This window comes from Pseudomonas sp. zfem003 (genome assembly GCF_032621675.1).
In the GTDB taxonomy this organism is placed as follows: Bacteria; Pseudomonadota; Gammaproteobacteria; order Pseudomonadales; family Pseudomonadaceae; genus Metapseudomonas; species Metapseudomonas otitidis.
Map to the genome: position 1 here is coordinate 18523 of NZ_JAVYJG010000011.1, position 23293 is coordinate 41815.

The window sequence follows — 23293 nt, forward strand, 5'->3', positions numbered from 1 at the left end:
CTTCAGTCGCCCAGTAGGTGCAGTTGCAGGTTGCCGAGGTTGCGGTCTGCGCGGATGCCGAAGGTAGCGCGCATGGTGCGGGAGAAGTGCGCGGCGTCTGCGAAACCGGCGCCGTGGGCGGCCTGGGTGAGGGATTGGCCTTCCAGGCCCAGGCGCACGGCGAGACGCAGGCGGCGCCAGAGCACCAGGCGGCGGACCGACAGGCCAACCTGCTCGCCAAACAGCCGCTCCAGTTGGCTCAGGGACAGGCAGGCGTGGCTGGCCAGGGCCTGGGCGCTGACCTTGTCGGCCAGCAGTTCGTCCACCTCGTCCAGGGCCCGTTGCAGGCGAGCATCCAGCGTCGGGCGCGGCGCGGCCAGCAGGCGTTCGGCCAGGGCCTGCAGGTCCGTACCGGCGTCGGCTACCAATGCGTGCAATACCTGGGGAGCGAAGGCCAGGGGTTCGGCGTAGACGGCCAGCAGCACCTGGCCAGGCTGGGCCAACGCGTGCTCGCGCATGGACTCCACCAGCACCGCCTGGCCGCTCACGGGCTCGCCTTCCACCAGCAGGTGCAAGGGAGCTCCGCGTGCCAGCAGGACCTGGTGGGCGTAATGGGCGTGAGGTCGGGTGTCGCCGTTGGCACCGTCGATCAGGCAGAAGTCGCGGGCCAGCCAGAGGGCGCCTTGCCAGGGGGACTCGATCATCGGGGACATGTTGTCGATTGCGGGGTGGACAGCTTCAGGGGGCGGGGCGCCGAGGGCAAGGGTCGGCGGCGATGACGGGTTGATGCCGTCGATCACGGGGCCCTGTAGGGGCGACTTCAGTCGCCAAGGGCGGCGCAGCAGCCCCTCCCCAGAAGCGGGCGAATGAATTCGCCCCTACAACGGTGCAACCGGCAGCAATGGTGCTCCGTCGTGCCCTGTAGGGGCGACTTCAGTCGCCAAGGGCAGCGCAGCGGCCCCTATCCAGAAGCGGGCGAATGAATTCGCCCCTACACCGGTGCAACCGGCAGCAATGGTGCTCCGTCGTAGGGTGGGTTCCGCTTCAGCCCACCAGCACAGGTACCGCGTGGGCTGAAGCCCACCCTACGGGATGGTGTGTAGCGGCGGCTCGGCGATGCGGGCCGACTTGAGGCGTTTTCCCACAGAGGGAAAGGACAATGCCCGAGGCGGGCCGATTGTTCGCTCAATATCCCCTCCCTATCCTCCGGCGGTCGCGGTGAATCCCGCGAACGGGCTTAGCGACCCGAAAAGATGGCTCATAAATTCGACAATGGAGCCACACCATGCACGACACCTACCCCGCCCTGACCTTCCTCCGCCATAACCGCCCGCTGCGTGCGCTGATGCTGGATAACCAGCCCTGGTTCGTTGCGGTGGATTTCGCCCGTCTCCTGGGCATGCAGCATCCGCAGACCTTGCACCGCCGCGTGGGCAGCGACCATGCGCGGTGCGTGGTCCTTGCCTGTTCCAGCAGCCTTGAGGAGCCGGTGGATGTGATCAGCGAAGCCGGCCTGTACAAGGCGCTGGTGCGCTTCGGCCATCCGGAGAACACCCACCTGGAGCGCTGGCTGAATCGCGAGGTGATCCCTACGTTGCGCGATGCCCACGCGGCGGACGGCAACGCGCCACGCCGGGTGCTGCTGAGGTGGCAGGGCACGCGGGTGGTGATGCTGAACTGGCAGGGCGAGCTCTGGGTGCCGCTGGAGGACATGCCGAGCCTGGTGCATCTGGGTTAGCGGCAGGTCGCTTTTTGTGGGAGCGGTTTCAACCGCGAAAGTCCGTGCGACGAACCTGATCGCGACTTGCATCGCCCTGTGGAAAACCTCTGCAGGCCCCGTATCACGGAGCCCGCAGAGGTCGCTCAGGGCCGTTCCAGCGCCTGCACCAGGGCCTTGAAGAAGCGCGCCGCTTCACCGCCGGTGACGGCCCGGTGGTCGAAGGTGAGCGACAGCGGCAGCACCGGGTGCACCGCCGGCTGGCCCTCCCAGGCCACCACTTCGTCGCGGATGCCACCGGCGCCGATGATGGCCACCTGGGGCGGCACCACCACCGGGTTGGCGTAGCGCCCGAACAGGGTGCCGAAGTTGGACAGGGTGAGGGTGGCGCCCATCATTTCCTGCGGGGGGATGGAGCGCGCCTTGACGTCGCCCCGCAACCGCGCGATGCCGTCGCGCAGGTCCTCGGCGCTGCGCTCGCCGACCTTGCGCAGCACGGGGACGAAGAGCCCGTCGGGGGTGTCCACGGCGATGCCGAGGTCCAACTGCTCGTGCTGGCGGATGGCGAGCATGCGGCCGTCGAACCAGCTGTTGAGGATGGGCTCGGCGCGGCAGGCTTCGGCGATGGCCTGGGCGATGCGGATCAGCGGGTCGCGGGCCTGGGCCCAGCGGTGCAGGTCGGCGTCGCCGTAGAGCGTCACCGGCACCACCTCGGCGTGGGAGCGCGCCATGTTGATCGCCATGCTGCGGCGCACGCCGCGCAGCCGTTCGCCGCCGAAGCGGTCGCGGGCCTGCTGGGCGGCGGCCTCCACGTCGGCGCGGGTGATCAGCCCGTCGGCGCCGCTGCCGGCGAGGCCGGCCAGCTCCACCCCCAGTTGCCGGGCCAGCTGGCGCACGGCGGGGGTGGCGCGGGGGGCGAGGTGTTCCTGGGTGGAGGGCGCGGCGCCGATGAAGAACTGGTCGGCATGGCTTTCGCCTCCGCCGTCGAGGCGACCGACCACGGTGCCGGCGTCCTGGTCCTCGCCTTCGTAGGCCAGCAGCGGTTCGCCGACGTGGAGGATGTCGCCCTCCTGGCCGAACAGCTTGGCCACTATGCCGTCGCGCGGGGCGGGGATGTCCACCAGGGCCTTGGCGGTCTCCACCGAGACCACCAGCTGGTCGGCGTGCACGCGGTCGCCGGGCTTGATGTGCCATTCGACGATTTCGGCATCCTGCAGGCCTTCGCCAAGGTCGGGCAGCTTGAAGTAGTTCATGGTCGTCTCCTCAGGCGGGGTCGAGGACGTGCTCGCAGGCGGCGAGGATGTCATCGGGACCGGGGATGTAGAGGGATTCCTGTCGGTAGAGCGGCGGTGGGATATCCGGCGCGGTGACCCGCTGGATGGGCGCCTGCAGGTCGGTGAGGACACGCTCGTAGAGGCTGGCGGCGATCTCGGCGCCGACCCCGCAGCTGCGCGGCGCCTCGTGGACGATGACGCAGCGGCCGGTCTTGCGCACCGAGGCTTCGAGGGTCTCCAGGTCCAGCGGTTTGACGCAGGCGACGTCGATCACTTCGGCACTGATGCCGCGCGCCTCCAACTGCCGGGCGGCCTCCAGGGTTTCCAGCACGCTGGCGCCCCAGGTCACCAGGGTCAGGTCGCTGCCCTCGCGCAGGGTGAAGCAGCGGTCCAGCGGCAGGCGCCGGCCGTCGTCCACCAGGGGTTGCGGGTTCATCCGGTAGAGCCGGGTGGGTTCGAGGTAGATCACCGGGTCCGGGTCGTCGATGGCGGCCAGCAGCAGGCCGTAGGCGCGGGCCGGCGACGAGGGGATCACCACGCGCACGCCGGGCAGGTGGGCGAACAGTGCCTCGGTACTTTCGCTGTGGTGCTCCGGCGCGCGGATGCCGGCGCCCATGGGGCTGCGCACCACCAGCGGGCAGGACAGGCGCCCACGGGTGCGGTTGCGCAGGCGGCTGGCGTGGGACACCAGGTGCTCCATGGCGGCGTATATGAAGCCGAGGAACTGAATCTCCATCACCGGCTTGAGGCCTTGGGCGGCCATGCCGACGCTGAGCCCGGCGATCATGGTTTCCGCCAGGGGCGTGTCGATGACGCGCTTGAAGCCGTAGGCATCGCGCAGGCCGAGGGTGGCGCGGAACACGCCGCCGTTGACGCCGACGTCCTCGCCCAGCACCACCACGTTCTCGTCTTCGCCCATGGCGCGGTGCAGGGCCAGGTTCACCGCTTCCAGCAGGCTGCGCTTGGGGGTGTCAGTCATGGCGGTTCTCCTCGCGCCGCGCGGCGCGCTCCAGCACCAGGTCGCGCTGCTCGGCCAGGGCCGCCGGCCAGCGGGCGTAGACGTGATCCAGCACGGCTTCGGGGCCTTCGCGGCCGGCGTGCTCGAAGCGTTCCACCGCGGCCTGCACCTCGCGCTGGCAGTCGGTGATGAGCGCCTGCTCGCGGGCTTCGTCCCACACGCCGCTGGCGGCGAGGTAGCTACGCAGGCGCTTGATGGGCTCCTCTTCCCAGGCCTGGTGCACCTCCTCGGCGCTGCGGTAGCGGGTGGCGTCGTCGGCGGTGGTGTGGTCGCCCAGGCGGTAGCTGAGACATTCCACCAGGGTCGGTCCCTTGCCCTGGCGGGCGCGCTCGATGGCGGCACCGACCCGGTCGTAGACGGCGAGGATGTCGTTGCCATCCACCTGTTCGCCGTGGAAGCCGGCGCCCACGGCCTTCTGTGCCAGGGTCGGCGCGCCGCACTGGATGCGCCGGGGCACGGAGATGGCCCACTGGTTGTTGTTGACCACGAAGACCACCGGCAACTGCCAGGCGCCGGCGACGTTGAGCGCTTCGAGGAAGTCGCCCTTGCTGGTGGCACCGTCGCCGCAGGTGGTGACGGCGACGCGGTGCTCGCCGCGGATCTTGAAGGCGGTGGCGACGCCGCAGGCATGCAGGGACTGGGTGGCGATGGGTACGCAGAGCGGGAAGTCCTGCCCGGCGGCGGGCTCGGCGTAGGCGCTGCCGCGCTCGTCGCCGCCCCAGTAGAGGAGGATTTCCTCCATGGCGACGCCGCGCATCAGTTGCACGGCGGTGTCGCGGTAGTAGGGCACCAGTACGTCCTCGGGCTGCATGCGCGCGCCGATGCCGACGCCGATGGCTTCCTGCCCGAGGGTGGGCGCGTAGGTGCCGATGCGGCCGGTGCGTTGCAGGGCCACGGCCTTCTGGTCGAACAGGCGGGTGAGCAGCATGCGCCGATAGAGCCGGGCCAGCAGGTTGAAGTCATCCGCCCAGGGCGGCAGGTCGCCAACGGGGTTCCCGTCGGCGTCCAGGTAGCGGGTATGGGGCAGGTCGATCCGTGTGTGCATGTCGCCTCCTCACCTTGTGGGTGCGCAGGGATGACGGCGCTCATGGCGCCGAACCTGGCCCGGCCTGGATCCCGGCCGGGCCGCGTGGGCGCCGCTCAGCCGTAGAGCAGGCGCTCGGCCAACGCATCGGCGACCCGCGCGGGTGAGCGCTTGTCGGCCTGGGCGTGGGCATAGATGTCGGTCAGGCGCTGGCCGATCCGCGCCAGGTGCGCGGTGATGGCCGGCATGTCGTCGCCCCGGTGGCGCAGGGCGACGTGGATCAGGCCTCCGGAATTGATCACGTAGTCGGGTGCGTAGAGGATGCCGCGCGCTTCCAGCAGGTCGGCGATGTCGGGGCTGGCCAGCTGGTTGTTCGCCGCCCCGGCCACCACCGCGCAACGCAGCTGGGGCGCGCTCTGGGCATTGAGCACGCCGCCCAGGCCACAGGGCGCGAGGATGTCGCAGGGGGTGGTGAGCAGCGCGTCGCTGGCCACCGGGTGGGCGCCCAGCTGCTCCACCGCCAGTTGCACGCGGCCGGGGTCGAGGTCGCTGACCAGCAACTCGGCGCCGGCGGCGGCCAGCTGTTCGGCAAGGGCGTAGCCGACGTTGCCGAGCCCCTGCACGGCGATGCGCAGGCCTTCCAGGTCGTCGCTGCCCAGGCGCGCCAGGGCGCTGGCGCGGATGCCGGCGAACACCCCCAGGGCGGTGCAGGGCGAGGGGTCGCCGGCGGCCTGGGTGCTGGTGACGTGGCGGGTGTGGAGGGCGACGCAGTCCATGTCGAGGCTGGAGGTGCCGCTGTCCACGGCGGTGATGTAGCGGCCGCCGAGGGTTTCTACCATGCGCCCGAAGGCTTCGAACAGCGCGGCGCGGTCGGGCACGTGGGCAGGCCGCAGGATCACCGCCTTGCCGCCGCCATGGGGCAGGCCGGCCAGCGCGGCCTTGTAGCTCATGCCCCGGGCCAGGCGGATGGCATCACGCAACGCGCTGTCGTCGTCGGGGTAGGCGAGGTAGCGGCAGCCGCCGAGGGCCGGGCCCAGGCGGGTGTCGTGGATGGCGATGATCGCGCGCAGGCCGGTGACCGGGTCCTGGGCGAGGTGGAGCGCTTCGAGCCGAGCGCCTTCCATCTGGTTGAACATGGCGGGCCCCCTTGCTGACGTTGCCAGGGAGTATAGGCCGCCCACCGGAACCCGGCCGCCGGCCCACTGGACGAAGGCGGGCGAGCCGGCTACAAACCGCAGAGGCGACACGGAGAGCCCCGATGACCCCGCGACAACACTGCCTGGACTGCGTGCAAAAGAGCCCGCCGGCGCTGCTGGAGGCAGCCCTGTGGATCGCCGCCGAGCATGACCCGAGCCGGGTGCCGGCCGACACCCTGCGGGTGTTCGACCACCTGCTGCGGGAGGTGGCCGCCGGGCTGCCCGAAGCGCCACCGGCGGAGCTGGCGCAACCGCTGCTGCGGCGGATGGCGGAGCTGGGCTTCTGCGAGGAGGACGACCAGCCGCTGCAACCGCGTGCCGCGCTGCTGGACCAGGTGCTGGCGAGGCGCCGGGGCCAGCCGCTGTCGCTGGCCCTGGTGGCCCAGGCGCTGGCGGCACGCCTGGAGATTCCCCTGGCGGGGGTGAACTTCCCCGGCCACTTCCTGGTGCGGGTGCCCGTCGCCGACCACCTGCTGGACCCCTGCACCGGCCGCCGCCTCTACCCCCGGGACTGCCGCGAGCTGTTGCTGCGCACCCTGGGGCCGAAGGCCGAGTTGCTGGCCGAGCACATGCGCCCCTGTTCGGCACTGGAGCAGTTGCAGCGCCTGTCACGCAACCTGCGCCAGCTGCACTTGCAGGCCGAGCAGGTGGAAGAGGCGCTGAAGGATGCGGAACGGGTGCTGGAGCTGGGCCCGGCCAACCTGATCGATCACCTGGCGCGAGCCGATATCTACAAGCAGCTGGAGTGCCCCCAGGCCGAACGCTACGACCTGGAGCGGGCGCTGCTGCTGTGCGAGGACACGAGCCAGCGGCTGCTGCTCAGCCGCCGCCTGGAGCAACTGGGCGCTCCGCCACGGTTGCACTGATCACTGCATCAGGCCCAGCGCCTTGGCGTGGGCCACCGCCTGGGTACGCCGCTTGACCCCGAGCTTGCCGTTGATGCGCCGGGCGTGGGTCTTCACCGTGTGCAGGGAGATGAACAGGCGCTCGGCGATCTCCTGGTTGGAACTGCCCTGGGCGATCAGCCCCAGCACTTCCAGTTCGCGGGGGCTGAGCGGGCCGCTCTCCTCCTCCAGCGCTTCGCCCTCCTCCACCCCCAGTTCACGCAGCATCTCCGGCTGGCGCAGGCGCAGCTCGCGCACCGGTTGTTGCAGGTTCAGCTGGCTGGCGAGGGCCAGGGCATTGCGCAGCACGGCGGCGGCGGTGTCGGCCTCGCCGCTGAGGTATTCGGTTTCCGCCAGGGCCAGGTGGATTTCCACCTCCAGGGCCTGGAGCCCCTTCTCCCGGGCCTTCTGCAACTGCCCGAGCAGCCGCTGCCGGGCGTTGAACACTTCGCCCTCGTACAACTCGGCCAGGGCCAGTTGCCATTCGATGCGCGGGATAAGATCGAGGGTCGCCGGCGGCGCCTGCACGGCGTGCTCGCCCCGGAAGTGCCGCAGCACCCGCAGCAGGGCGTGGCGGGCCTGGCCGGCGCGGCCCTGCATGAGCAGCAGGCTGCTGCTCACCTGCAGCAGCACGGCGCGGTAGACCCGCTCGGGGATGTGCCGCAGCTGCATGAGGCGCTCGGCTTCGCGCAGGCGGTCGAAGGCCTGGTCGAAGGCGCGCTGGTTGGCGTCCAGCACCGCCAGGCCGAGGTAGCCGTAGAGGGCCCGGTAGTCCTCGCAGGCGCGGGCCTCGCGTAGGCCGGACTGGTAGTGCTGGCGGGCCGCGTCCTCCAGGCCCTGGCGCAGGGCCAGGCGGCCCCGGCGCAGGGCGATACGGCCCAGCAGCGGGCTGGCGTCCAGCGCCTGGCCCATGAGGAAGGTCTGCGCCCGCTCCAGCACGGCATCGGCCCGCAGCAGCGCGCCCCGGTGTTCCAGCAGTTGGGCGTGGTCGAGTTCGAGGAAGGCCTCCAGCAACAGGCAGCCCTGGCTGCGCGCCAGCACCAGGGCTTCGCGGTTCAGGGACTGGGCCTGGTCCAGCTCGCCGGCCAGCAGGGCCTGCTGGGTGAGTGCGGAATAGCAGATCAGCCGCTGGTCCCACGCATCTTCGTCAAGGCCGGCCAGGGCTTCCCCCAGGTGCAGCCGGGCGTTGGGGCCGTCGCCCTGGAGGTGGGCCAGCAGGCCGTGTTGCGCCTGCCAGTAGGCCACCAGGCGCCGCTGCTGGCGGGCGTCCGGCTGGGGCAGGAAGCGGCCCTGCTCGGCGATGCAGCGCACGGCTTCGTCCAGGCGCCCGGCGAACAGCAGGGCACCGGCCAGCAGCCGCAGGGAATGTGGCGAAACCCGCAGCAGGTCTTCGCCGACGTCGGCGTGCAGGCGCAGCAGCAAGGCGGCGTTGCGCCCGATGAACAGCTCACGCACGCCGTAGTGCTGCAGCAGGCTGACGGCCACTTCGGGCTGGCTGGCCTCCAGCGCGTGTTCGATGGCGGCCGGCCAGTCCTGGCGCGCGGCGAACCACTGGCAGGCGCGCAGGTGCCAGCCGCGTCCACCGCTGCCATCACGGGTGCGCACCTGCCGGGCCAGGGGCGGGAACAGGCGGAACCAGCCGGGCGCCTCGGGCACGCTTTCGACGAAGCCGCCGAGAGCCTCCAGCTCACGTAGCAGGCCGGCGCCCTCCCCCGGGCCGAACAGGTGTTCGCAAAGGTCGGCATTGAAGCGCGGCAGGTGCACCAGGGCGTGCCAGGCTTCGCTGAGTTCCTGGCCCAGGCCGGCGAACAGCTCGTGCTCCAGGTAACCCATGAGGGTGGTGGACAGGGCCTGGCGCTGCAGCGGATCGGCAAAGCCCCACTCCACCGGCTCCAGCAGGGCCATGCGCACCCCGGCGCACCAGCCGCCGGTGCTCTCGTGCAGGCGCGCCGGCGCGTCGGCCGGCCAGGGCTGGCGGGAGTCCCGCAGCAGCGGCACCAGTTCGTCGGGCTGGAAGGCCAGGGTGGCGGCGTCGAACTCCAGCAGGTCGCCGTCGATCAGCAGGCGCGGGAGGTTGCAAGCGGGGCGGCGGCGGGTGCTCAGCCACCAGGTGATGGCGCCGCCACTGGCAGCGATGAGTCGGTCGAGGCAGGCGTCGAGGGCGGGGTCGGGCTGGCGGGCGTAGTCGTCGAGCATCAGCCAGGTGGGGCTGCGCCAGACGGCCAGGGCGCGCAGCAGGCTGGATTCGTCGTCCGCCTCCAGCCCCAGCGCGGCGGCCAGGATGGCGCGCAACCCGGCCTCGCCCTCGCTGCCACCCAGGGGCAGCCAGTGCAGGGCATAGCCCGGGGGCCGGCGCTGGGCGCACTCCAGCAGCAGCACGCTCTTGCCACAGCCGGCGGGCGCGCAGAGCAGGCGCAGGCGCGCGGCGCTGGCCAGCAGGGGCTCCACCAGCCGGGGACGGGCGACATGCAGGGCCGGCAGCCTGGGCAGGCACACCGGTGGCGCGATGAGGTTCAGTGAGGACATGCCGGCTGCCTCTTGTTCTGTTCAGGGCTGCTCGTGGCGCCACCCTAGGCGCGGGGGGAGGCGTTGTTGAAGGATCATTCAGGCCTCTGATTCGGGCCTATAAGGGCTGGGGGAGACGGCGGCCGCAGGCCCCCGATGCATCGAAGCGGAAGCACGGCCACAAAAAAGCGGCCCGAAGGCCGCTATCAAGCGTCACTGACAAGCAAGGGACCGCACACCTCCTTGTGCGCGGGTGGAGCGGTTAGCGAACGCCGGCGTTGCGCAGGGCGGCCGGGGTGTAGTCGGCGGCCTTGCCGACGAAGCCGAACTCGAAGCTGTGCTTCTCCTCGTTCTTCATGCCCAGGGCCAGGTAGCGGCCGGCGATGATGTCGTACAGCGCTTCCAGGGTGTAGGCCGGCACCTGGTGGTGGTAGTAGAACTGGGCGTGGCCCTCGGCGACGCGCCACAGCTGGCCACGGCCGTCGTAGTGGTCCACCAGGGCCACCTGCCAGCTGTCCTCGTCGATGTACATGTGGCGCTTGGCGTAGATGTGCCGCTCACCCGGTTTCACCGTGGCCACCACTTCCCACACGCGGTGCAGTTCGTAGCGGGTCAGGTCCTGGTTGATGTGGCCGGCCTTGATGATGTCGTCGTACTTGAGCGAGGGCGAGTCCAGCTTGTAGCTGTTGTAGGGGATGTACATCTCCTTCTTGCCCACCAGCTTCCAGTCGTAGCGGTCCGGTGCGCCGGAGAACATGTCGAAGTTGTCCGAGGTGCGCAGGCCGTCGGCGGCGGTGCCGGGGCCGTCGTAGGCGACCTGGGGCGCACGGCGCACACGGCGCTGGCCGGCGTTGTAGATCCACGCCAGGCGCGGCTCCTTCACCTGGTCGAGGGTTTCGTGCACCAGCAGCACGTTGCCGGCCAGGCGCGAGGGGGCGGTGACCTGCTGCTTGAAGAAGGTCAGCACGTTCTCGCCCTTGGCGGCCGGCAGGTCGGGCATTTCCTGGGGCACGGCCACTTCTTCCTCGAAGCGGATGGGGGTGTAGGAGCCGTTCACCTGGGGCGTGGCCTGGGTGATGACCCGGCGCAGGTTGCCGCCCCGGTAGCGGGTGACGTGGTTCCAGATCACTTCCACGCCGCTCTTGGGGATGGGGAAGGCGTAGTAGCGGCTTTCGGCGAAGTGGGCGAGGCCGTTGCCGTCGTTGATGGGCTGGACGTACAGCGCACTTTTCTTCGCGGCGTCCTGCACGGCCTGGGGCACGTTCACGGTGCGGTGAGTGGGGTACACCGGGATGCGGTAGGTCTCGGGGTAGCGCTTGAGCATCGCCACCTGGCCGTCGGAGAGCTTGTCCTTGTACTGGTCCACGTTCTGCGCGGTGATGGTGAACAGCGGCTTCTCGTTGGCGAAGGGGTCGGCGAGGAAGCCCTTGGCGTCCACGGCGCCGGCATCCTTGCCGATGCCACCGGTCCAGGCGGGGATGCTGCCGTCGGCATTGCCGGCCTTCTCCGCGCCCAGGGGGGTGAGGGTGGTGCCGAGCTGGGCGGCTTCATCGGCGGAAACCGCGGCCATCACCTGGCTGGCCAGCAGGCTGAGGGCCAGGGCGGTGCTTTGCAGGAGGGTCTTGCGCATAGTCGTTTCGTCCACTCAGAAGTTCATGCCGAAGCTGACGGCGAGGAAGTCGCGGTCCACCAGGGTGTTGTACTTGCCGCCGAAGAAATCGGTGTAACTGATGCTCGCGGTGTAGGTGTTCTGGTAGTCGGCGTCGAGGCCGATGCTCAGGGCCTTGGCGCCTTCGTTGAAGAGGCCGTTAGGGCCGTAGCCGTCGACGTCGTGGGACCAGGCCACGTTGGGCTTGAGGTTGATGCCGGCGATGACGTTGGCGTAGTCCAGCACGGCGCGGGTGCGGTAGCCCCAGGAGGTGCGGGTGACGAAGCCGTGGGTGTCGCCGCCGAAGCCGTAGGTGCCGTACACCGAGTCACGCCCGTAGCGCAGCTCGCGGGGGTTCTCCAGGCCGCCGACGCGGGCCAGGCCGACCTCGCCCACCAGGGTCAGGCGCTCGGCGCCCAGGACCTGGTCGAAGAAGTGGGTCAGGGTGGTCTGCACCTGGGTGATTTCCTTGCGCTTGTAGCCGGTGTTGTCGGCACCCGCCGAGGTGGCGATGGGCGAGGCGGTGCCACCGGCCAGCGGGTTGACCAGGGCCAGGGTCACGTCGTTGGTGTTGAGCTGGATGGGCGCGTTCGGACGGTAGCTGATCTCGCCGCTCCAGGCGGTGCCGGTGGGCAAGGTGGTGGAGAAGCTCAGGCCGTAGAGCCGGATGTCCTCGGGGTATTCCAGGTAGTAGCGACCGTTGCCCAGCAGGGTGCTTTGCGCCAGCCCAGCGCCCGAACCGGCAACGATGCCGTTGGCCGTGCTGATGATCCCGGGCAGTGCGGCGAGGGTCGCCGCGCTGGCGGTCTGGGTGCCCACCAGCGGCGTGCGGCTGTGGTAGTTCATGAAGTACGCGCCGTACTCGGTCTCGTCGCCCAGCCAGCGCAGGGCCACGCCGAACTGGCCGGAGTCGCGGGCGTCGCGGTCGCCGCCACGGGGCAGGATCACGCCTTCGCGGGCCACCTGGAAGCCCTGGCCGAAGCCCGTCGCGATGGGCTGCAGCGGCGCGATGGCCGGGGAGCCCACGGTGTAGCCGGTCACGCAGCCATCGGCGGCCACGTCGCCACCGAAGAAGGTGCCGCAGTTGTCCAGCACGGTCTGGTCCCATTCCAGCTGGTAGAAGCCTTCCACGCTGAGCTGGTCGGTGAGGGTCTGGGACAGGTAGAACATGTTCACCGGGATCAGGCCTTCCTTGATCTCGGCGCCGGGACGGCGGAAGGCGGAGACGTCCACCGGGTTGATGGAGTTGATGCTGTTGCCGATGAAGGTGCTCTCGCCCCAGCTCACCACCTGCTTGCCGAGGCGGACGTTCCCCGGCAGGTCGGCGATGCTGTAGTTGTGGTAGACGAACGCATCCAGCAGTTGCGCGCCGGCGGACTTGGAGCCTTCCTTGCGGTTGTGGTCGCTGATGGGCTTGAAGCGGCGGTCCTCGTCCTTCAGCTCGAAGTCGTACCAGTACTTGCCCCGCAGGAAGATGCCGGTGTCGCGGTACTTCAGCTCCAGGTCGTGGATGCCCTTGAAGATCTTCGAGAAGGTCTCGCCCTTCTTGAAGTTGAGGCGGCCGTCGTCACCGGTGGACGACTGGCCCTTGCCGCCGTTCACGGTGCTGATCAGGTCCGGGTCGCCGTTGCGCATGGACCAGCTGGCGCCGACGGAGAGCGAGGAGTCGAACTGCCCCTCGATCTCGCCGATGTTGAAGTTCACGGCCTGGGCCTGGGTGGCGCAACCCAGGGTGATGGCGACGGCCAGCGCGTGCGGCCGGAAAACTGCGCGCGTTGTTGTTTTTGTCATGCGGCTTTCCTGGTGGGTGTAAGGAGGGCACCACCCTAACCAGTCACCCGCGCAGGCGATAAGCGCACCAAGGAGGGATTCATCCCTGTCGCTCGAAAGAGTGAATCCACCGCCACCACAGGCGTCTCAGAGGGCCTTGTGAGGCCGCGCGGGGCTTTGGCATCCTCCCCGCTTTGCCCCACCGGCCACCGCCATGAACGACACCGACGCCCAGACCCTGGCCACCCGCGAGGTGGTGATGCGCTACCACCTGAGCTGGAAGGCGCGCGACATCGACGCCGTGCTCGCCCTCTACCACCCCGAGGTGGAATACAACGACTTCTTCCAGAACCGCTGCATGCGCCTGGCGGAGCTGGGCGACTACGTGCGCGCCACCATGCCCAGCGCCCCGGACGACTTCCTGGTGCACAGCGACCGCATCCGCGTGGACGGCGACACCGCCTTCATCCAGTACAGCCTGCGGGTCGGCCGCAGCGGTACCTTTCGTACCAGCGAGGCCATTACCGTTCGTGACGGGCTGATCTGGCGCATCAACGAGTACGCCCTGCTGGTGGCCGATGCCCGCGCCAGCGGCGAGCCCGAGCGCTCCAGCCGCCCGGCCGCCAGCCGCCTGGGCCTCTCCGCCCGCCAGCTGAGCCTGCTGGCGCGGGACCTGGAGGACTACTTCCAGCGCAGCCAGCCCTACCTCGACCCGGCCCTGGACCTGCACCAGGTGGCCACCGCCACCGGCTACACCCGCAACCAGATTTCCTACCTGCTCAACCAGATGCTCGGCCAGAGCTTCTACCAGTACGTGAACCAGGCGCGCCTGCGTCACCTGCTGGCCCAGCTGGAGGCGCAGCGCTCGGTGGCACGCATCGACGAGCAGGCCTTCGCCGCCGGCTTCAACTCCCTCTCGGCCTTCTACCGCTGCTTCCGCCAGCACACCGGCCTGTCGCCCAAGGCCTACCTCAAGCGCCTGCAGGCCGAGGGCTGAGCGCCCCGCTGCCTTGTCGGCGTGCCCGCGCGCACGACAAGGCGACCGGCAGCCACTAGGCTTGCCGCCCACGATCCCTTTAGACCCGAGGAATGCCCATGCCGGCCTGGAAATCGATCAGCCTGTGGATGGACCAGCTCGACGAGCCCCTCACGCCCCGCCCGGCCCTGGGCGGCAGCCTGGAGGCCGACGTCGCCATCATCGGCGCCGGCTACACCGGCCTGTGGACCGCCTACTACCTCAAGCGCCAGGCGCCCGAACTGAAGGTGGTGGTGCTGGAATCGGAAATCGCCGGCTTCGGCGCCAGCGGGCGCAACGGCGGCTGGCTGATGGGCAACCTGCTGGGCGAGGACCGCGCCCTGGCCCGCCTGCCCCGTGAAGAGCGCCGCGCCAGCTGGGACCTGCTCCACGGCATCCCCGACGAGGTGGCCGAGGTGCTCACCCGCGAGGGCATCGACTGCGACTACCGCAAGGGCGGCGTGCTCTACTGCGCGGCCCGCTACCCGGAGCAGGAAACCCGCCTGCGCCACTACCTCGACGACCTCCACGCCGAAGGCCTGAACGACGACTACCGCTGGCTCGCGCCCCACGAACTGGCCGGGCACATCCGCGTGGCCGGCGCCCTGGGCGGTCTCTACAGCCCGCACTGCGCCACCATCCAGCCGGCCCGCCTGGTGCGCGGCCTGGCCAGCGCCGTGGAGCGCCTCGGCGTGCAGGTGTTCGAACAGAGCCGGGTCACCGACTGGGCCCCGGGCCGGGTCACCACCCTGCAGGGCGAGGTGAAGGCGCGCTGGGTGGTGCCTGCCGTGGAAGGCTACGCCGCCGCGCTGCCGCCCCTGGGACGCTACCAGTTGCCGGTGCAGAGCCTGCTGGTGGCCACCGAGCCGCTGCCGGAGTCCACCTGGGCCGAGATCGGCCTGGCCCAGGGCCAGGCGTTCAGCGAGTTCAGCCGCCAGGTCACCTACGGCCAGCGCACTGCCGACAACCGCCTGGCCTTCGGCGCCCGGGGCGGCTACCGCTTCGGCGGTCGCCTGCGGGAGGACTTCAACCTCGACGAAGAGGAAGTGGGCCTGCGCCGCTACCTGTTCGGCGAGCTGTTCCCCATGCTGCGCAACGTGCGCCTGACCCACAGCTGGGGCGGCAACCTCGGCATGGCCCGGCGCTTCCAGCCGCACATGCTGGTGGACCGTGCCAACGGCATCGCCCTCTCCGGCGGCTACGGCGGCGAAGGCGTCGGCGCCACCAACCTGGGCGGGCGCACCCTGGCCGACCTCATCCTCGGCCGCGAGACGCTGCTCACCCGCCAGCCCTGGGTACTCGGCGACGGCCCGCTGGACCGCCTCGCCGCCTGGGAGCCGGAGCCCTGCCGCTGGCTCGGCTACAACGCCATCATCCGCAGCTTCGTCCACGAAGACCGGGTGCTGGCCAACCCCCACAGCGCCCCCTGGCGGCGAGCCCTGGCCGCGCGCCTGGCCGCCTTCATGGAAAGCCTCATGCGCTGACGCGGCCCCGCCGCGCAGCCCCCTCCCCCCTGATTGGAAGCCCTTGCATGAAAGCCACCCTGCTGCAGAACACCCACACCCTGCCCCTGTCCGAACCCAGCCCGGTGCCGGTACCCGTCGGTGAGCCGGTGCCCCATACCCGCGTGCATTCCGTCGAGCGCACCGACGGCGTGGAAACCGGCGTATGGGAATGCAGCCCCGGCAAGTTCCGCCGGCAGATCCTCGAGCAGGAGTTCTGCCACTTCACCCACGGCAGCTGCACCTTCACCCCGGACGGCGGCGAGCCCATCGAGATCAAGGCCGGCGACGCCCTGCTGCTGCCCGCCAACAGCCTGGGCGTGTGGGACGTGAAGGAAACCCTGCGCAAGACCTACGTCATCATCAGCCGCTGATCCCGGGGCCTTCGGGCCCTGGAAACCGACCGGCACCTCGGGCAGAGTGCCGGCGGTCCCCTCCCTGGTACGCCGCATGCCCGCGCCCTCCCCCCGCCACCTGCCCGTGTTCGATGCCCCGGACGCCCGCCTGCGCCCGGTGACCCGCGACTACCCCGACGGCCATTGCACACCCGAGCACTGGCATGAAGGCGCACAGCTGATCTACGCCACCACCGGCGTGATGGAACTGAGCTGTGGCCAGGGCTGCTGGCTGATCTCGCCGCAGCAGGCGCTGTGGATGCCCGCGCGCCTGCCCCACCGGCTGCGGGCCCGAGGGCCGGTGGCACTGCGCACGGTGTACCTGCACCCGGCCCAGGCCCCGGCCGAACTGCCCGATGCGCCCTACAGCCTGATGGTCAGCCCCCTGCTGCGCGAGCTGCTGCCACGCGCCCTGCCGGTGGACGGCCGGACGCCCCCCGACAGCCGCGCCGCGCACCTGATGCACCTGCTGCTGGACGAGGTGCGCCAGGCCCACGCCGTGCCCCTGCGCCTGCCGATGCCCCGCGACCCACGCCTGCAGAAGCTCTGCCTGGGCCTGCTGGAGCAGCCGGGCGATCCCCGCAGCCTGGCGGACTGGGGCACCCAGGTGGGGGCCTCGACGCGCACCCTGGCGCGGCTGTTCCGGGCCGAGCTGGGCACCAGCTTCCTGCTCTGGCGCCAGCGGGCCCGCATCCAGGCCGCCCTGCCCCGGCTGGAGCGGGGCGAGGCGGTGACGCGCATCGCGGCGGACCTGGGCTACGAATCCAGCGGGGCCTTCACCAGTGCGTTTCGCCGGCTGATGGGCAAGCCGCCGAAGGCCTGGCGCAACGAGGCTGGCTGATCAGCGCCGGTAACTGGCCGATGACCGACGGCCAACCGCCACCGCGCGCCCTACCCTGGGAGCCTCTGCCACGAGGAGCCCTGCCATGCCCACTGTCCACCGCCACAGCCTGCGCATCCCGGTCAACGGAATCGAACTGGGCGCCTGGTACTACCTGCCGGATGCCCCGGCCCCCTTCCCATTGCTGCTGATGAGCCCCGGCTTCGCCGCGCTCAAGGCGTTGCACCTGGATGCCTTCGCCCGTCACTTCGCCGAGGCCGGCTTTGCGGTGGTGCTCTGCGACCACCGGGGCTTCGGCGCCAGTGGTGGGGAACCGCGCGAGGACATCGACCCGTGGCAGCAGGTGGACGACCTGCGCGAGGTGCTCACCTGGGCCAGCCTGCGCCCGGAAGTGGACGCCAGTCGCCTGGGGGTCTGGGGCTCCAGCTACAGCGGCGGCCACGCCATCGTGCTCGGCGCGCTGGACCGGCGGGTGCGCTGCGTGGTCGCCCAGGTGCCCACCATCAGCGGCCACCAGAGCTTCCTGCGGCGCGCGGGGGCGGGCCTGCATGCTGCGCGGGAGGCCTTCCAGGCCGACCGCGTGGCCCGCTACCAGGGGCAGCCGCCCAGCTACCGCCGGGTGATCAGCGAAGGCGACGCGCCCGGCCTCTACCCCGGTGCCGATGCCAGCGCCTTCTACGGCGCCAGCGCCACCCTGGCGCCGGACTGGCAGAACCGCGTGACCCTGCGCTCCAGCGAGCGGGCCAGCGAGTACGAACCGGGCAGCTACATCGAACGCGTCAGCCCCACGCCACTGATGCTGCTGGTGGCCGAACACGACACGGTGACCCCCACCGACCTGGCCCTGGCCGCCTACCAGCAGGCCCGGGAGCCGAAGCGGCTGGTGCTGCTGCCGGACGGGCATTTCGAGCCCTACACCCGGCATGCGCCCCAGGCGATGGCGGAGGCGCTGGCGTGGTTCCGCCAGCACCTGATGGATCAGTCGAAGCGGCCGTGACGGCCTTTCCCGGCGCTGAAGGCCTGGGCGCCCAGGCGGGTTTCGCCGCTGTGGATAACCGCCAGGCCGCCCTCGAATTCGTGGGCGATGGCGACCTCGAACGGCAACTCCCATTGGGCGTAGGCACTGGCGCGGTCGGCGAGCAGGCAGCGCTGCGGAAAGGCGGCGATCTCCCGCGCCAGGGCTTGCGCTGCTTGCAGCGCCGCCCCGGCCGGCACCACGCGGTTCACCAGGCCGATGGCGAGCGCCTCGTCGGCCTGCACCGGACGCCCGGTGAGGATCAGGTCCAGCGCCCGGCCCTGGCCGACGATGCGCGGCAGGCGCACGGTGCCGCCGTCGATCAATGGCACGCCGAAGCGCCGGCAGAACACACCGAGCACGGCGTCCTCGGCCATCACCCGCAGGTCTGCCAGCAGCGCCAGCTCCAGGCCACCGGCCACGGCATGGCCTTCGATGGCGGCGATCAGCGACTTGGCCAGCTGCATGCGGCTCGGCCCCATGGGCCCGTCGCCGTCCGCCTCCAGGCGGTTGCGCCGCTCGCCGTCCTCGGCCACCGCCGCCAGGTCGGCACCGGCGCAGAAGGTGCCGCCGCTGCCGGTGAGCACCGCCACCCGCGCGTCATCGTCCGCCTCGAAAGCCCGCAGCGCCGCAGCCAGGGCTTCGGCGGTGGGGCGGTCGACGGCGTTGCGCACCTGAGGGCGGTCGATGGTCAGGGTGGTGATGGGGCCGTGCTTTTCGACGCGGATGCTCATCGGGGACTCCTTGGGGGTAAACGCAGGCATGAAAAAGGCCGGCAAGATTGCCGGCCTTCACCCTAGTGCGTTCCTGGGGAGCTGTTCAGCCTGCTGGCGGAATCCCCTAGGAGTCTGGCGGGATCAACCCGTGTATTTCTGCAGGTTGGCCATCATTTCCTTCAGGGCTTCGACGTTGTCCGCCGGGTGGGCAGCGCCTTCGAAGTCGCAGATCTGCTGCCAGCTGGCGGCCACGTCTTCGACGCTGAAGCCTTGGCGCGGGTCGAAGCCGGCGCCCAGGCTGCGCTCCCAGCGCACCTTACCGATCCAGCCGCCGCCCACTTCGAACAGGCCGGAGGTTTCCTGGCACTGCTCGCTGCCGAGGAACACCACCAGGGGGCTGACCAGCTCGGGCTTGAGCTGCTCGAACACCTGGGGCGGGATCAGGCCTTCGGTCATGCGGGTGCCGCCGGTGGGGGCGATGGCGTTGACCAGGATGTTGTTCTTGCGGCCTTCGATGGCCAGGGTGCGGGTCAGCCCGTAGAGGCCGAGCTTGGCCATGCCGTAGTTGGACTGGCCGAAGTTGCCGTAGATGCCGGAGGTGGACGAGGTGAAGATCACCCGGCCATAGCCCTGCTCGCGCAGGTGCGGCCAGGCAGCGCGGGTGACCTTGTAGGCGCCTTCGACGTGGACCTTGTAGACCAGCTCCCAGTCGGCGTCTTCCATCTTGTGGAAGGTCTTGTCGCGCAGGATGCCGGCGTTGTTGACCACCACGTCGATACGGCCGAAGTGGTCCAGCGCGGTCTGCACGATCTTGTCGCCGTCGGTGACGGAGTCATGGTTGGCCACGGCGGTGCCGCCCGCTTCGCGGATCTCGGCCACCACGCGGTCGGCGGCGGAGGCATTGGCGCCCTCGCCATGGGTGCTGCCGCCCAGGTCGTTCACCACCACCTTGGCGCCGTGCTTGGCGAACAGCAGGGCATGGGCGCGGCCAAGACCGCCACCGGCGCCGGTGACTATGACCACTTTGTCTTCGAAACGGATCGATTCGCTCATGCAATGGACTCCAGGGCAGTTTCGGGTATCGGCCGAGTGTCCTGCAGTGCCGCCCGGCCGACAAGAAAGGTGGACGGGCATGAATGGTGGGCGATAACGGCGGGGGATGGCCGGGCGCGTCGCAGAGCGCCCGGCGGCGGCTCAGTCGAAGGGCATGAACAGCGCGCCACGCGGGCGCAGCTTGAACAGCCACCAGTTGTAGAAGGTGCAGAGCAGGGTCACCAGCAGGCAGGCGACGAAGCAGCCGACGCAGCTGAACCAGACCCAGGGAGCGTTCTCGTAGTAGGCGGCGTAGGCGACCAGGCCGAAGCTGGCCAGCAGCAGGAGCACGGCCAGGCCACGCCCGGCGATGCGGAAGAAGGGGTGCAGCAGCACCAGCAGCTTGTACAGCATGTGACCTCCGAGCCCGGGCACAGGGCCCGGGCGCATCTTGGAAAGGAGGCCGCGATGCTAGGCCGCGGAGCCGCTGGCAGGCTGCCGGACAATTCCGAATGCACTACCGGACGGCTCCGGGAAGCGCCCCTAGGCGAGGCGCAGGCGGCTGAGGTGGTCGTACAGGTGCATGACGTGGGCCTGGGCGTACTCGGCATGGTCGAGGGCGCCGTAGGCGAAGTGCGGGGCCAGCTCGCCGGTGTGCCCGGCGAAGTCGGCGAAGGCGCGTTGCAGGCGGGCCAGGGCCTCGGCCTGGGCGACCGGGGCATCCAGAGCCGGGGCACCGGGGATGGCCTCGTCCAGCGGATGACGCATGGCGCCCCGGGCGGCGAACAGGTCGAAGGCCAGCGGGCCGACGCTGTGGCGGAACCAGGCCGGCTTGAGCAGTGGATAACCCGTGAGGGAGAACTCGATGCTCTGGGCGCAGTGGTTGAACACTTCGGCCGGGCTCCAGCCGGCGAGGCTGACCAGGGTGCGCCCTTCCCAACCGGCCAGCAGGCGCTGGGCCGCCTCCAGGCTGACGGGCGCCGGCGCCACCGCGCGGGGCAGCGCCCAGTAACCGGCGCCTGCAGCGGCCACGCCCCCGAGGGCGGTCAGTTGCAGGAGTCGACGTCGTTTCATGCAGGGTTCTCCAGGGCCTGGCGGAACGCCAGGTAATGCTGCAGGACCTGGCTCGGTGCCTCGGTCTGCGGGTAATGGCCGATGTGTTCGAGGAGCACGGTGTCGGGCTCGGGGATCAGTTCGCGGTAGCGCGCCACCATGTGGGCGCCGGAAATGGGGTCGACGGCACCGTCGATCACCCGCAGCGGCACGCCGCCTTTCTGCATGGCGGCCACCCAGCGGTCACGCTGCTCGCGACGCTCGGGGATGTAGCGGATCAGCCGGTGCATCACCGCCGGGCCATCGTGGGCGGCCACCAGGCTCCAGAAGTCATCCAGCTCCGCTGCCGAAGGCTGGGTCGCCGGGCCGAAGACCTTGCCGAAGTTCGCCCCGAGCTTGGCGCGGGAAAAGCCCCGGCCGATCAGGGGCCCCAGGGGGCTGAGCAGCAACTTCTGCACCAGCACCGGGCGGTGGGTCTCGGGGAACAGCCCACCGTTGAGGAACACGCAGCTGGCGATCCGGGCGCGGCCTTCGTGGTGCCGCGCCAGCAGCTCCTGGGCGACGCTGTCGCCGTAGTCGTGGGCCAGCAGGTGCACCGGGACGTCGATGCCCAGGTGGCGCACCAGGGCCTGCTGCAGGTCGGCCTGTTCCAGCAGGCGGTAGTCGTGGCCGCGCGGCTTGTCGGAGTCGCCGAAGCCGAGCATGTCGCAGGCGATCACCCGGTAGCGCTCGGCCAGGGGCTGCCACAGGTAGTGCCAGTCCCAGGCGGCGGTGGGGAAGCCGTGGATCAGCAGCAGCGGCTCGCCCTGCCCGGCCTCCCAGTAGCGGATGCGGTGGCGATGGAACAGCAGGTCGCGGCCCTGGGCGCGCCAGTCGCCCAGGGGGATGCCCGGCAGGGCCATCAGTCGCGGTACCCGGGGTTCTGCTGGTCGAGCTTGCGCAGCAGCGCCGGCCACGGCAGCGCGCCGCCCATGCCGGTGGGGCTCTTCATCACGCCGGCGATCATCTGCCGGGCGCCGTCGAGGATCTGCTGCGGGATGTGGATCAGCTCGGCGCCGCCGCTCTGGGCCATCACCTGCACTTCGCAGGCGCGCTGCATCGTGAACATGCCGAGGAAGGCGTCGGCGATGCTGCCGAAGGCGGTGAGCAGGCCGTGGTTGGGCAGGATCATGAAGTTGGCGCTGCCGAGGTCAGCCTGCAGACGGGCCTTCTCCTCGTGGTGCAGGGCCACGCCTTCGTAGCCGTGGTAGGCCAGGCTGGCGAGTACGAACAGGGATTGCTGGGAGAGCGGCAGCAGGCCCTGCTTCTGCGCCGAGACGGCGATGCCGGCGGGGGTGTGGATGTGCAGCACGCAGCCGACGTCCTGGCGCACTTCGTGGATGGCGCTGTGGATGGTGTAGCCGGCGGGGTTGATGTCGTAGGGGCTGTCCATCAGCTTGTTGCCGGCCAGGTCGACCTTCACCAGGCTGGAGGCGGTGATCTCGTGGAACATCATCCCGTAGGGGTTGATGAGGAAGTCCTCGGTGCCGGGCACCTTGGCGGAGATGTGGGTGAAGATCAGGTCGTCCCAGCCGTACAGGGCGATCAGGCGGTAGCAGGCGGCCAGGTCGACGCGGGTCTGCCACTCGGCGGCGGAGACCTGGTCCTTGATGGAGGGGCTGGGCGGAGTCTGGGCAGCGGTCACGGCGATCACCTCGTTGTTGTTGTGGGTGACCGGAGTCTAGCGAGGCCGTGCCACCCCGCGAGTCGCCTTGGCAGCCATCCTGATGACCGAGGGAGTCACAGCAGGTGGGTCAGCAGGGGCGCGGCGAACAGGTTGAGCAGCCCCATCAGGACCATCACCAGGCCGGCGACGGTGCCCTCTTCGCGCCCCACTTCCTGGGCCCGGCTGACTCCGGCGCCGTGGGCACCGACGCCGAACAGGGCGCCCCGGGCGAGGCTGCTGCGCAGCGGCAGGAAGCGGATCAGCAGGCTGCCGGCGAGGGCGCCGAAGACGCCGGTGATCATCACGAACACCGCCGTCAGCTCCGGTACGCCGCCCAGCGAGAGCGCCGGCCAATGCCGGGCCAGCAGGGCGCGCTGCTGCCAGATGGGCACGGCGAAGGCCACCGTGGCCGGGCCGAGCAGCAGCATCAGCCAGTGGGTGAGCCCGGCGTATTCGGCATAGCCGGTGTGCAGCGGCACGGCCACCGCCAGCAGCAGCGCCGGCACCAGGATCAGCGGCGACAGCAGGTAGCGTCCGCTGCACCGGTACAGCCAGCGGCTGAGCAAGTAGCCGCCGAGGGTCAGGGCGAGCCAGAACCAGGCCATCGGATCAGTGCTCATGGCGTTCACTCCAGCGGCACACCAGCTCCACGGTCAGGGCGGTGGCGAGCATCACCAGCAACGTGCTGACGCCGATCACCAGCAGGATGCGCCAGCCCTCGCTGCGCAGCAGCGCGCCGTAGTCCAGCAGGCTCATCAGCGCCGGGATGAAGAACAGCAGCATCTCCGCCATCAACAGCCCGGCGCCCAGCTGCAGCGCTGCGGGCTGCACGCGACCGCTGGCGAAGGCGGCCAGCAGCAGGCCGAGGCCGATCACCCCGCCGGGAATCGGCCAGGCCAGCCAGGCGGCGATCTGGCCGCCCAGCAGGTAAAGGGCGATGAGCACGACGAGCTGCAGGACGAGGCGGGACAGGTGGCTGAGACGGGCGCGGGACATGGGATGCA

General features: G+C 70.4%; 23 protein-coding genes. 7 read left to right on the forward strand and 16 right to left on the reverse strand.

Going from position 1 to position 23293, the window contains the following annotated elements:
* Positions 1-2: 2 nt before the first annotated feature.
* Entirely contained in the window at positions 3-683 is a 681-nt protein-coding gene (locus tag RTK35_RS24585; protein ID WP_316909331.1) for an AraC family transcriptional regulator, read from the reverse strand.
* A gap of 581 nt (positions 684-1264) precedes the next feature.
* Here RTK35_RS24585 and RTK35_RS24590 point away from each other — a divergent pair.
* A complete protein-coding gene (locus tag RTK35_RS24590) occupies positions 1265-1717 on the forward strand; it encodes a Bro-N domain-containing protein (protein WP_316909226.1) in 453 nt (150 codons plus the stop codon).
* A gap of 125 nt (positions 1718-1842) precedes the next feature.
* On the opposite strand, the gene RTK35_RS24595 is transcribed toward RTK35_RS24590, so the two are convergent.
* The 4 genes from RTK35_RS24595 to RTK35_RS24610 all read right to left on the reverse strand — a co-directional run bounded on the left by RTK35_RS24595 (position 1843) and on the right by RTK35_RS24610 (position 6148).
* The gene (locus RTK35_RS24595) at positions 1843-2949 is read right to left on the reverse strand and encodes a dihydrolipoamide acetyltransferase family protein (protein WP_316909227.1); all 1107 of its coding nucleotides are present in this window, start codon (positions 2947-2949) and stop codon (positions 1843-1845) included.
* 10 nt (positions 2950-2959) lie between these two features.
* The gene (locus tag RTK35_RS24600) at positions 2960-3949 is read right to left on the reverse strand and encodes an alpha-ketoacid dehydrogenase subunit beta (RefSeq protein ID WP_316909228.1); all 990 of its coding nucleotides are present in this window, start codon (positions 3947-3949) and stop codon (positions 2960-2962) included.
* Positions 3942-5033, reverse strand: coding sequence for a pyruvate dehydrogenase (acetyl-transferring) E1 component subunit alpha (gene pdhA, locus RTK35_RS24605; protein ID WP_316909229.1), 1092 nt, complete (start codon positions 5031-5033; stop codon positions 3942-3944). The genes RTK35_RS24600 and pdhA overlap by 8 nt, the downstream gene beginning before the upstream one ends.
* Before the next feature lie 95 nt (positions 5034-5128).
* Positions 5129-6148 (reverse strand): Leu/Phe/Val dehydrogenase, encoded by a 1020-nt coding sequence (locus tag RTK35_RS24610; RefSeq protein ID WP_222900214.1) that lies wholly within the window; start codon positions 6146-6148, stop codon positions 5129-5131.
* Positions 6149-6270: 122 nt separating this feature from the next.
* Between RTK35_RS24610 and RTK35_RS24615 the strand changes: the two genes are divergently transcribed.
* A complete protein-coding gene (locus RTK35_RS24615; protein ID WP_279816151.1) occupies positions 6271-7074 on the forward strand; it encodes a SirB1 family protein in 804 nt (267 codons plus the stop codon).
* Here the strand turns inward: RTK35_RS24615 and RTK35_RS24620 are convergent, their stop codons facing one another.
* From RTK35_RS24620 to RTK35_RS24630, 3 genes are all read right to left on the reverse strand, one after another.
* The gene (locus tag RTK35_RS24620; protein WP_316909230.1) at positions 7075-9618 is read right to left on the reverse strand and encodes a LuxR C-terminal-related transcriptional regulator; all 2544 of its coding nucleotides are present in this window, start codon (positions 9616-9618) and stop codon (positions 7075-7077) included.
* Between the two features lie 241 nt (positions 9619-9859).
* On the reverse strand, positions 9860-11227 hold the full coding sequence (locus RTK35_RS24625; protein ID WP_074970741.1) for a DUF1329 domain-containing protein: 1368 nt from the start codon (positions 11225-11227) through the stop codon (positions 9860-9862).
* Between the two features lie 15 nt (positions 11228-11242).
* Positions 11243-13036, reverse strand: a complete 1794-nt coding sequence (locus tag RTK35_RS24630; protein WP_316909231.1) for a DUF1302 domain-containing protein — start codon at positions 13034-13036, stop codon at positions 11243-11245.
* A gap of 238 nt (positions 13037-13274) precedes the next feature.
* On the opposite strand from RTK35_RS24630, the gene RTK35_RS24635 reads away from it, so the two are divergent.
* From RTK35_RS24635 to RTK35_RS24655, 5 genes are all read left to right on the forward strand, one after another.
* On the forward strand, positions 13275-14012 hold the full coding sequence (locus tag RTK35_RS24635) for an AraC family transcriptional regulator (RefSeq protein ID WP_044411493.1): 738 nt from the start codon (positions 13275-13277) through the stop codon (positions 14010-14012).
* Positions 14013-14110: 98 nt separating this feature from the next.
* Entirely contained in the window at positions 14111-15514 is a 1404-nt protein-coding gene (locus RTK35_RS24640) for an FAD-binding oxidoreductase (RefSeq protein WP_316909232.1), read from the forward strand.
* A gap of 47 nt (positions 15515-15561) precedes the next feature.
* Entirely contained in the window at positions 15562-15906 is a 345-nt protein-coding gene (locus RTK35_RS24645) for a cupin domain-containing protein (RefSeq protein ID WP_044411379.1), read from the forward strand.
* Between the two features lie 76 nt (positions 15907-15982).
* The gene (locus tag RTK35_RS24650; RefSeq protein WP_316909233.1) at positions 15983-16768 is read left to right on the forward strand and encodes a helix-turn-helix transcriptional regulator; all 786 of its coding nucleotides are present in this window, start codon (positions 15983-15985) and stop codon (positions 16766-16768) included.
* 85 nt (positions 16769-16853) lie between these two features.
* Entirely contained in the window at positions 16854-17765 is a 912-nt protein-coding gene (locus RTK35_RS24655; RefSeq protein ID WP_316909234.1) for an alpha/beta hydrolase, read from the forward strand.
* On the opposite strand, the gene RTK35_RS24660 is transcribed toward RTK35_RS24655, so the two are convergent.
* From RTK35_RS24660 to RTK35_RS24695, 8 genes are all read right to left on the reverse strand, one after another.
* Positions 17747-18517 carry a crotonase/enoyl-CoA hydratase family protein gene (locus RTK35_RS24660; RefSeq protein WP_316909235.1) on the reverse strand — a complete coding sequence of 257 codons (771 nt, stop codon included), beginning with the start codon at positions 18515-18517 and terminating at the stop codon, positions 17747-17749. The genes RTK35_RS24655 and RTK35_RS24660 overlap by 19 nt on opposite strands.
* 123 nt (positions 18518-18640) lie before the next feature.
* Positions 18641-19552, reverse strand: a complete 912-nt coding sequence (locus RTK35_RS24665; protein WP_107330440.1) for an SDR family oxidoreductase — start codon at positions 19550-19552, stop codon at positions 18641-18643.
* A 141-nt stretch (positions 19553-19693) separates the two neighbouring features.
* Positions 19694-19945 (reverse strand): hypothetical protein, encoded by a 252-nt coding sequence (locus RTK35_RS24670; RefSeq protein ID WP_044411391.1) that lies wholly within the window; start codon positions 19943-19945, stop codon positions 19694-19696.
* A gap of 129 nt (positions 19946-20074) precedes the next feature.
* Positions 20075-20605: a DUF1569 domain-containing protein gene (locus RTK35_RS24675; RefSeq protein WP_316909236.1), complete on the reverse strand. Its 531-nt coding sequence runs from the start codon at positions 20603-20605 to the stop codon at positions 20075-20077.
* Positions 20602-21486 (reverse strand): alpha/beta hydrolase, encoded by an 885-nt coding sequence (locus RTK35_RS24680; RefSeq protein ID WP_316909237.1) that lies wholly within the window; start codon positions 21484-21486, stop codon positions 20602-20604. Before RTK35_RS24680 ends, RTK35_RS24675 begins: the two co-directional genes overlap by 4 nt.
* On the reverse strand, positions 21486-22268 hold the full coding sequence (locus RTK35_RS24685) for a class II aldolase/adducin family protein (protein WP_107330444.1): 783 nt from the start codon (positions 22266-22268) through the stop codon (positions 21486-21488). The genes RTK35_RS24680 and RTK35_RS24685 overlap by 1 nt, the downstream gene beginning before the upstream one ends.
* 95 nt (positions 22269-22363) lie before the next feature.
* Entirely contained in the window at positions 22364-22909 is a 546-nt protein-coding gene (locus RTK35_RS24690) for an LrgB family protein (RefSeq protein WP_316909238.1), read from the reverse strand.
* Entirely contained in the window at positions 22899-23285 is a 387-nt protein-coding gene (locus RTK35_RS24695) for a CidA/LrgA family protein (RefSeq protein ID WP_044411403.1), read from the reverse strand. The genes RTK35_RS24690 and RTK35_RS24695 overlap by 11 nt, the downstream gene beginning before the upstream one ends.
* Positions 23286-23293: the final 8 nt, after the last annotated feature.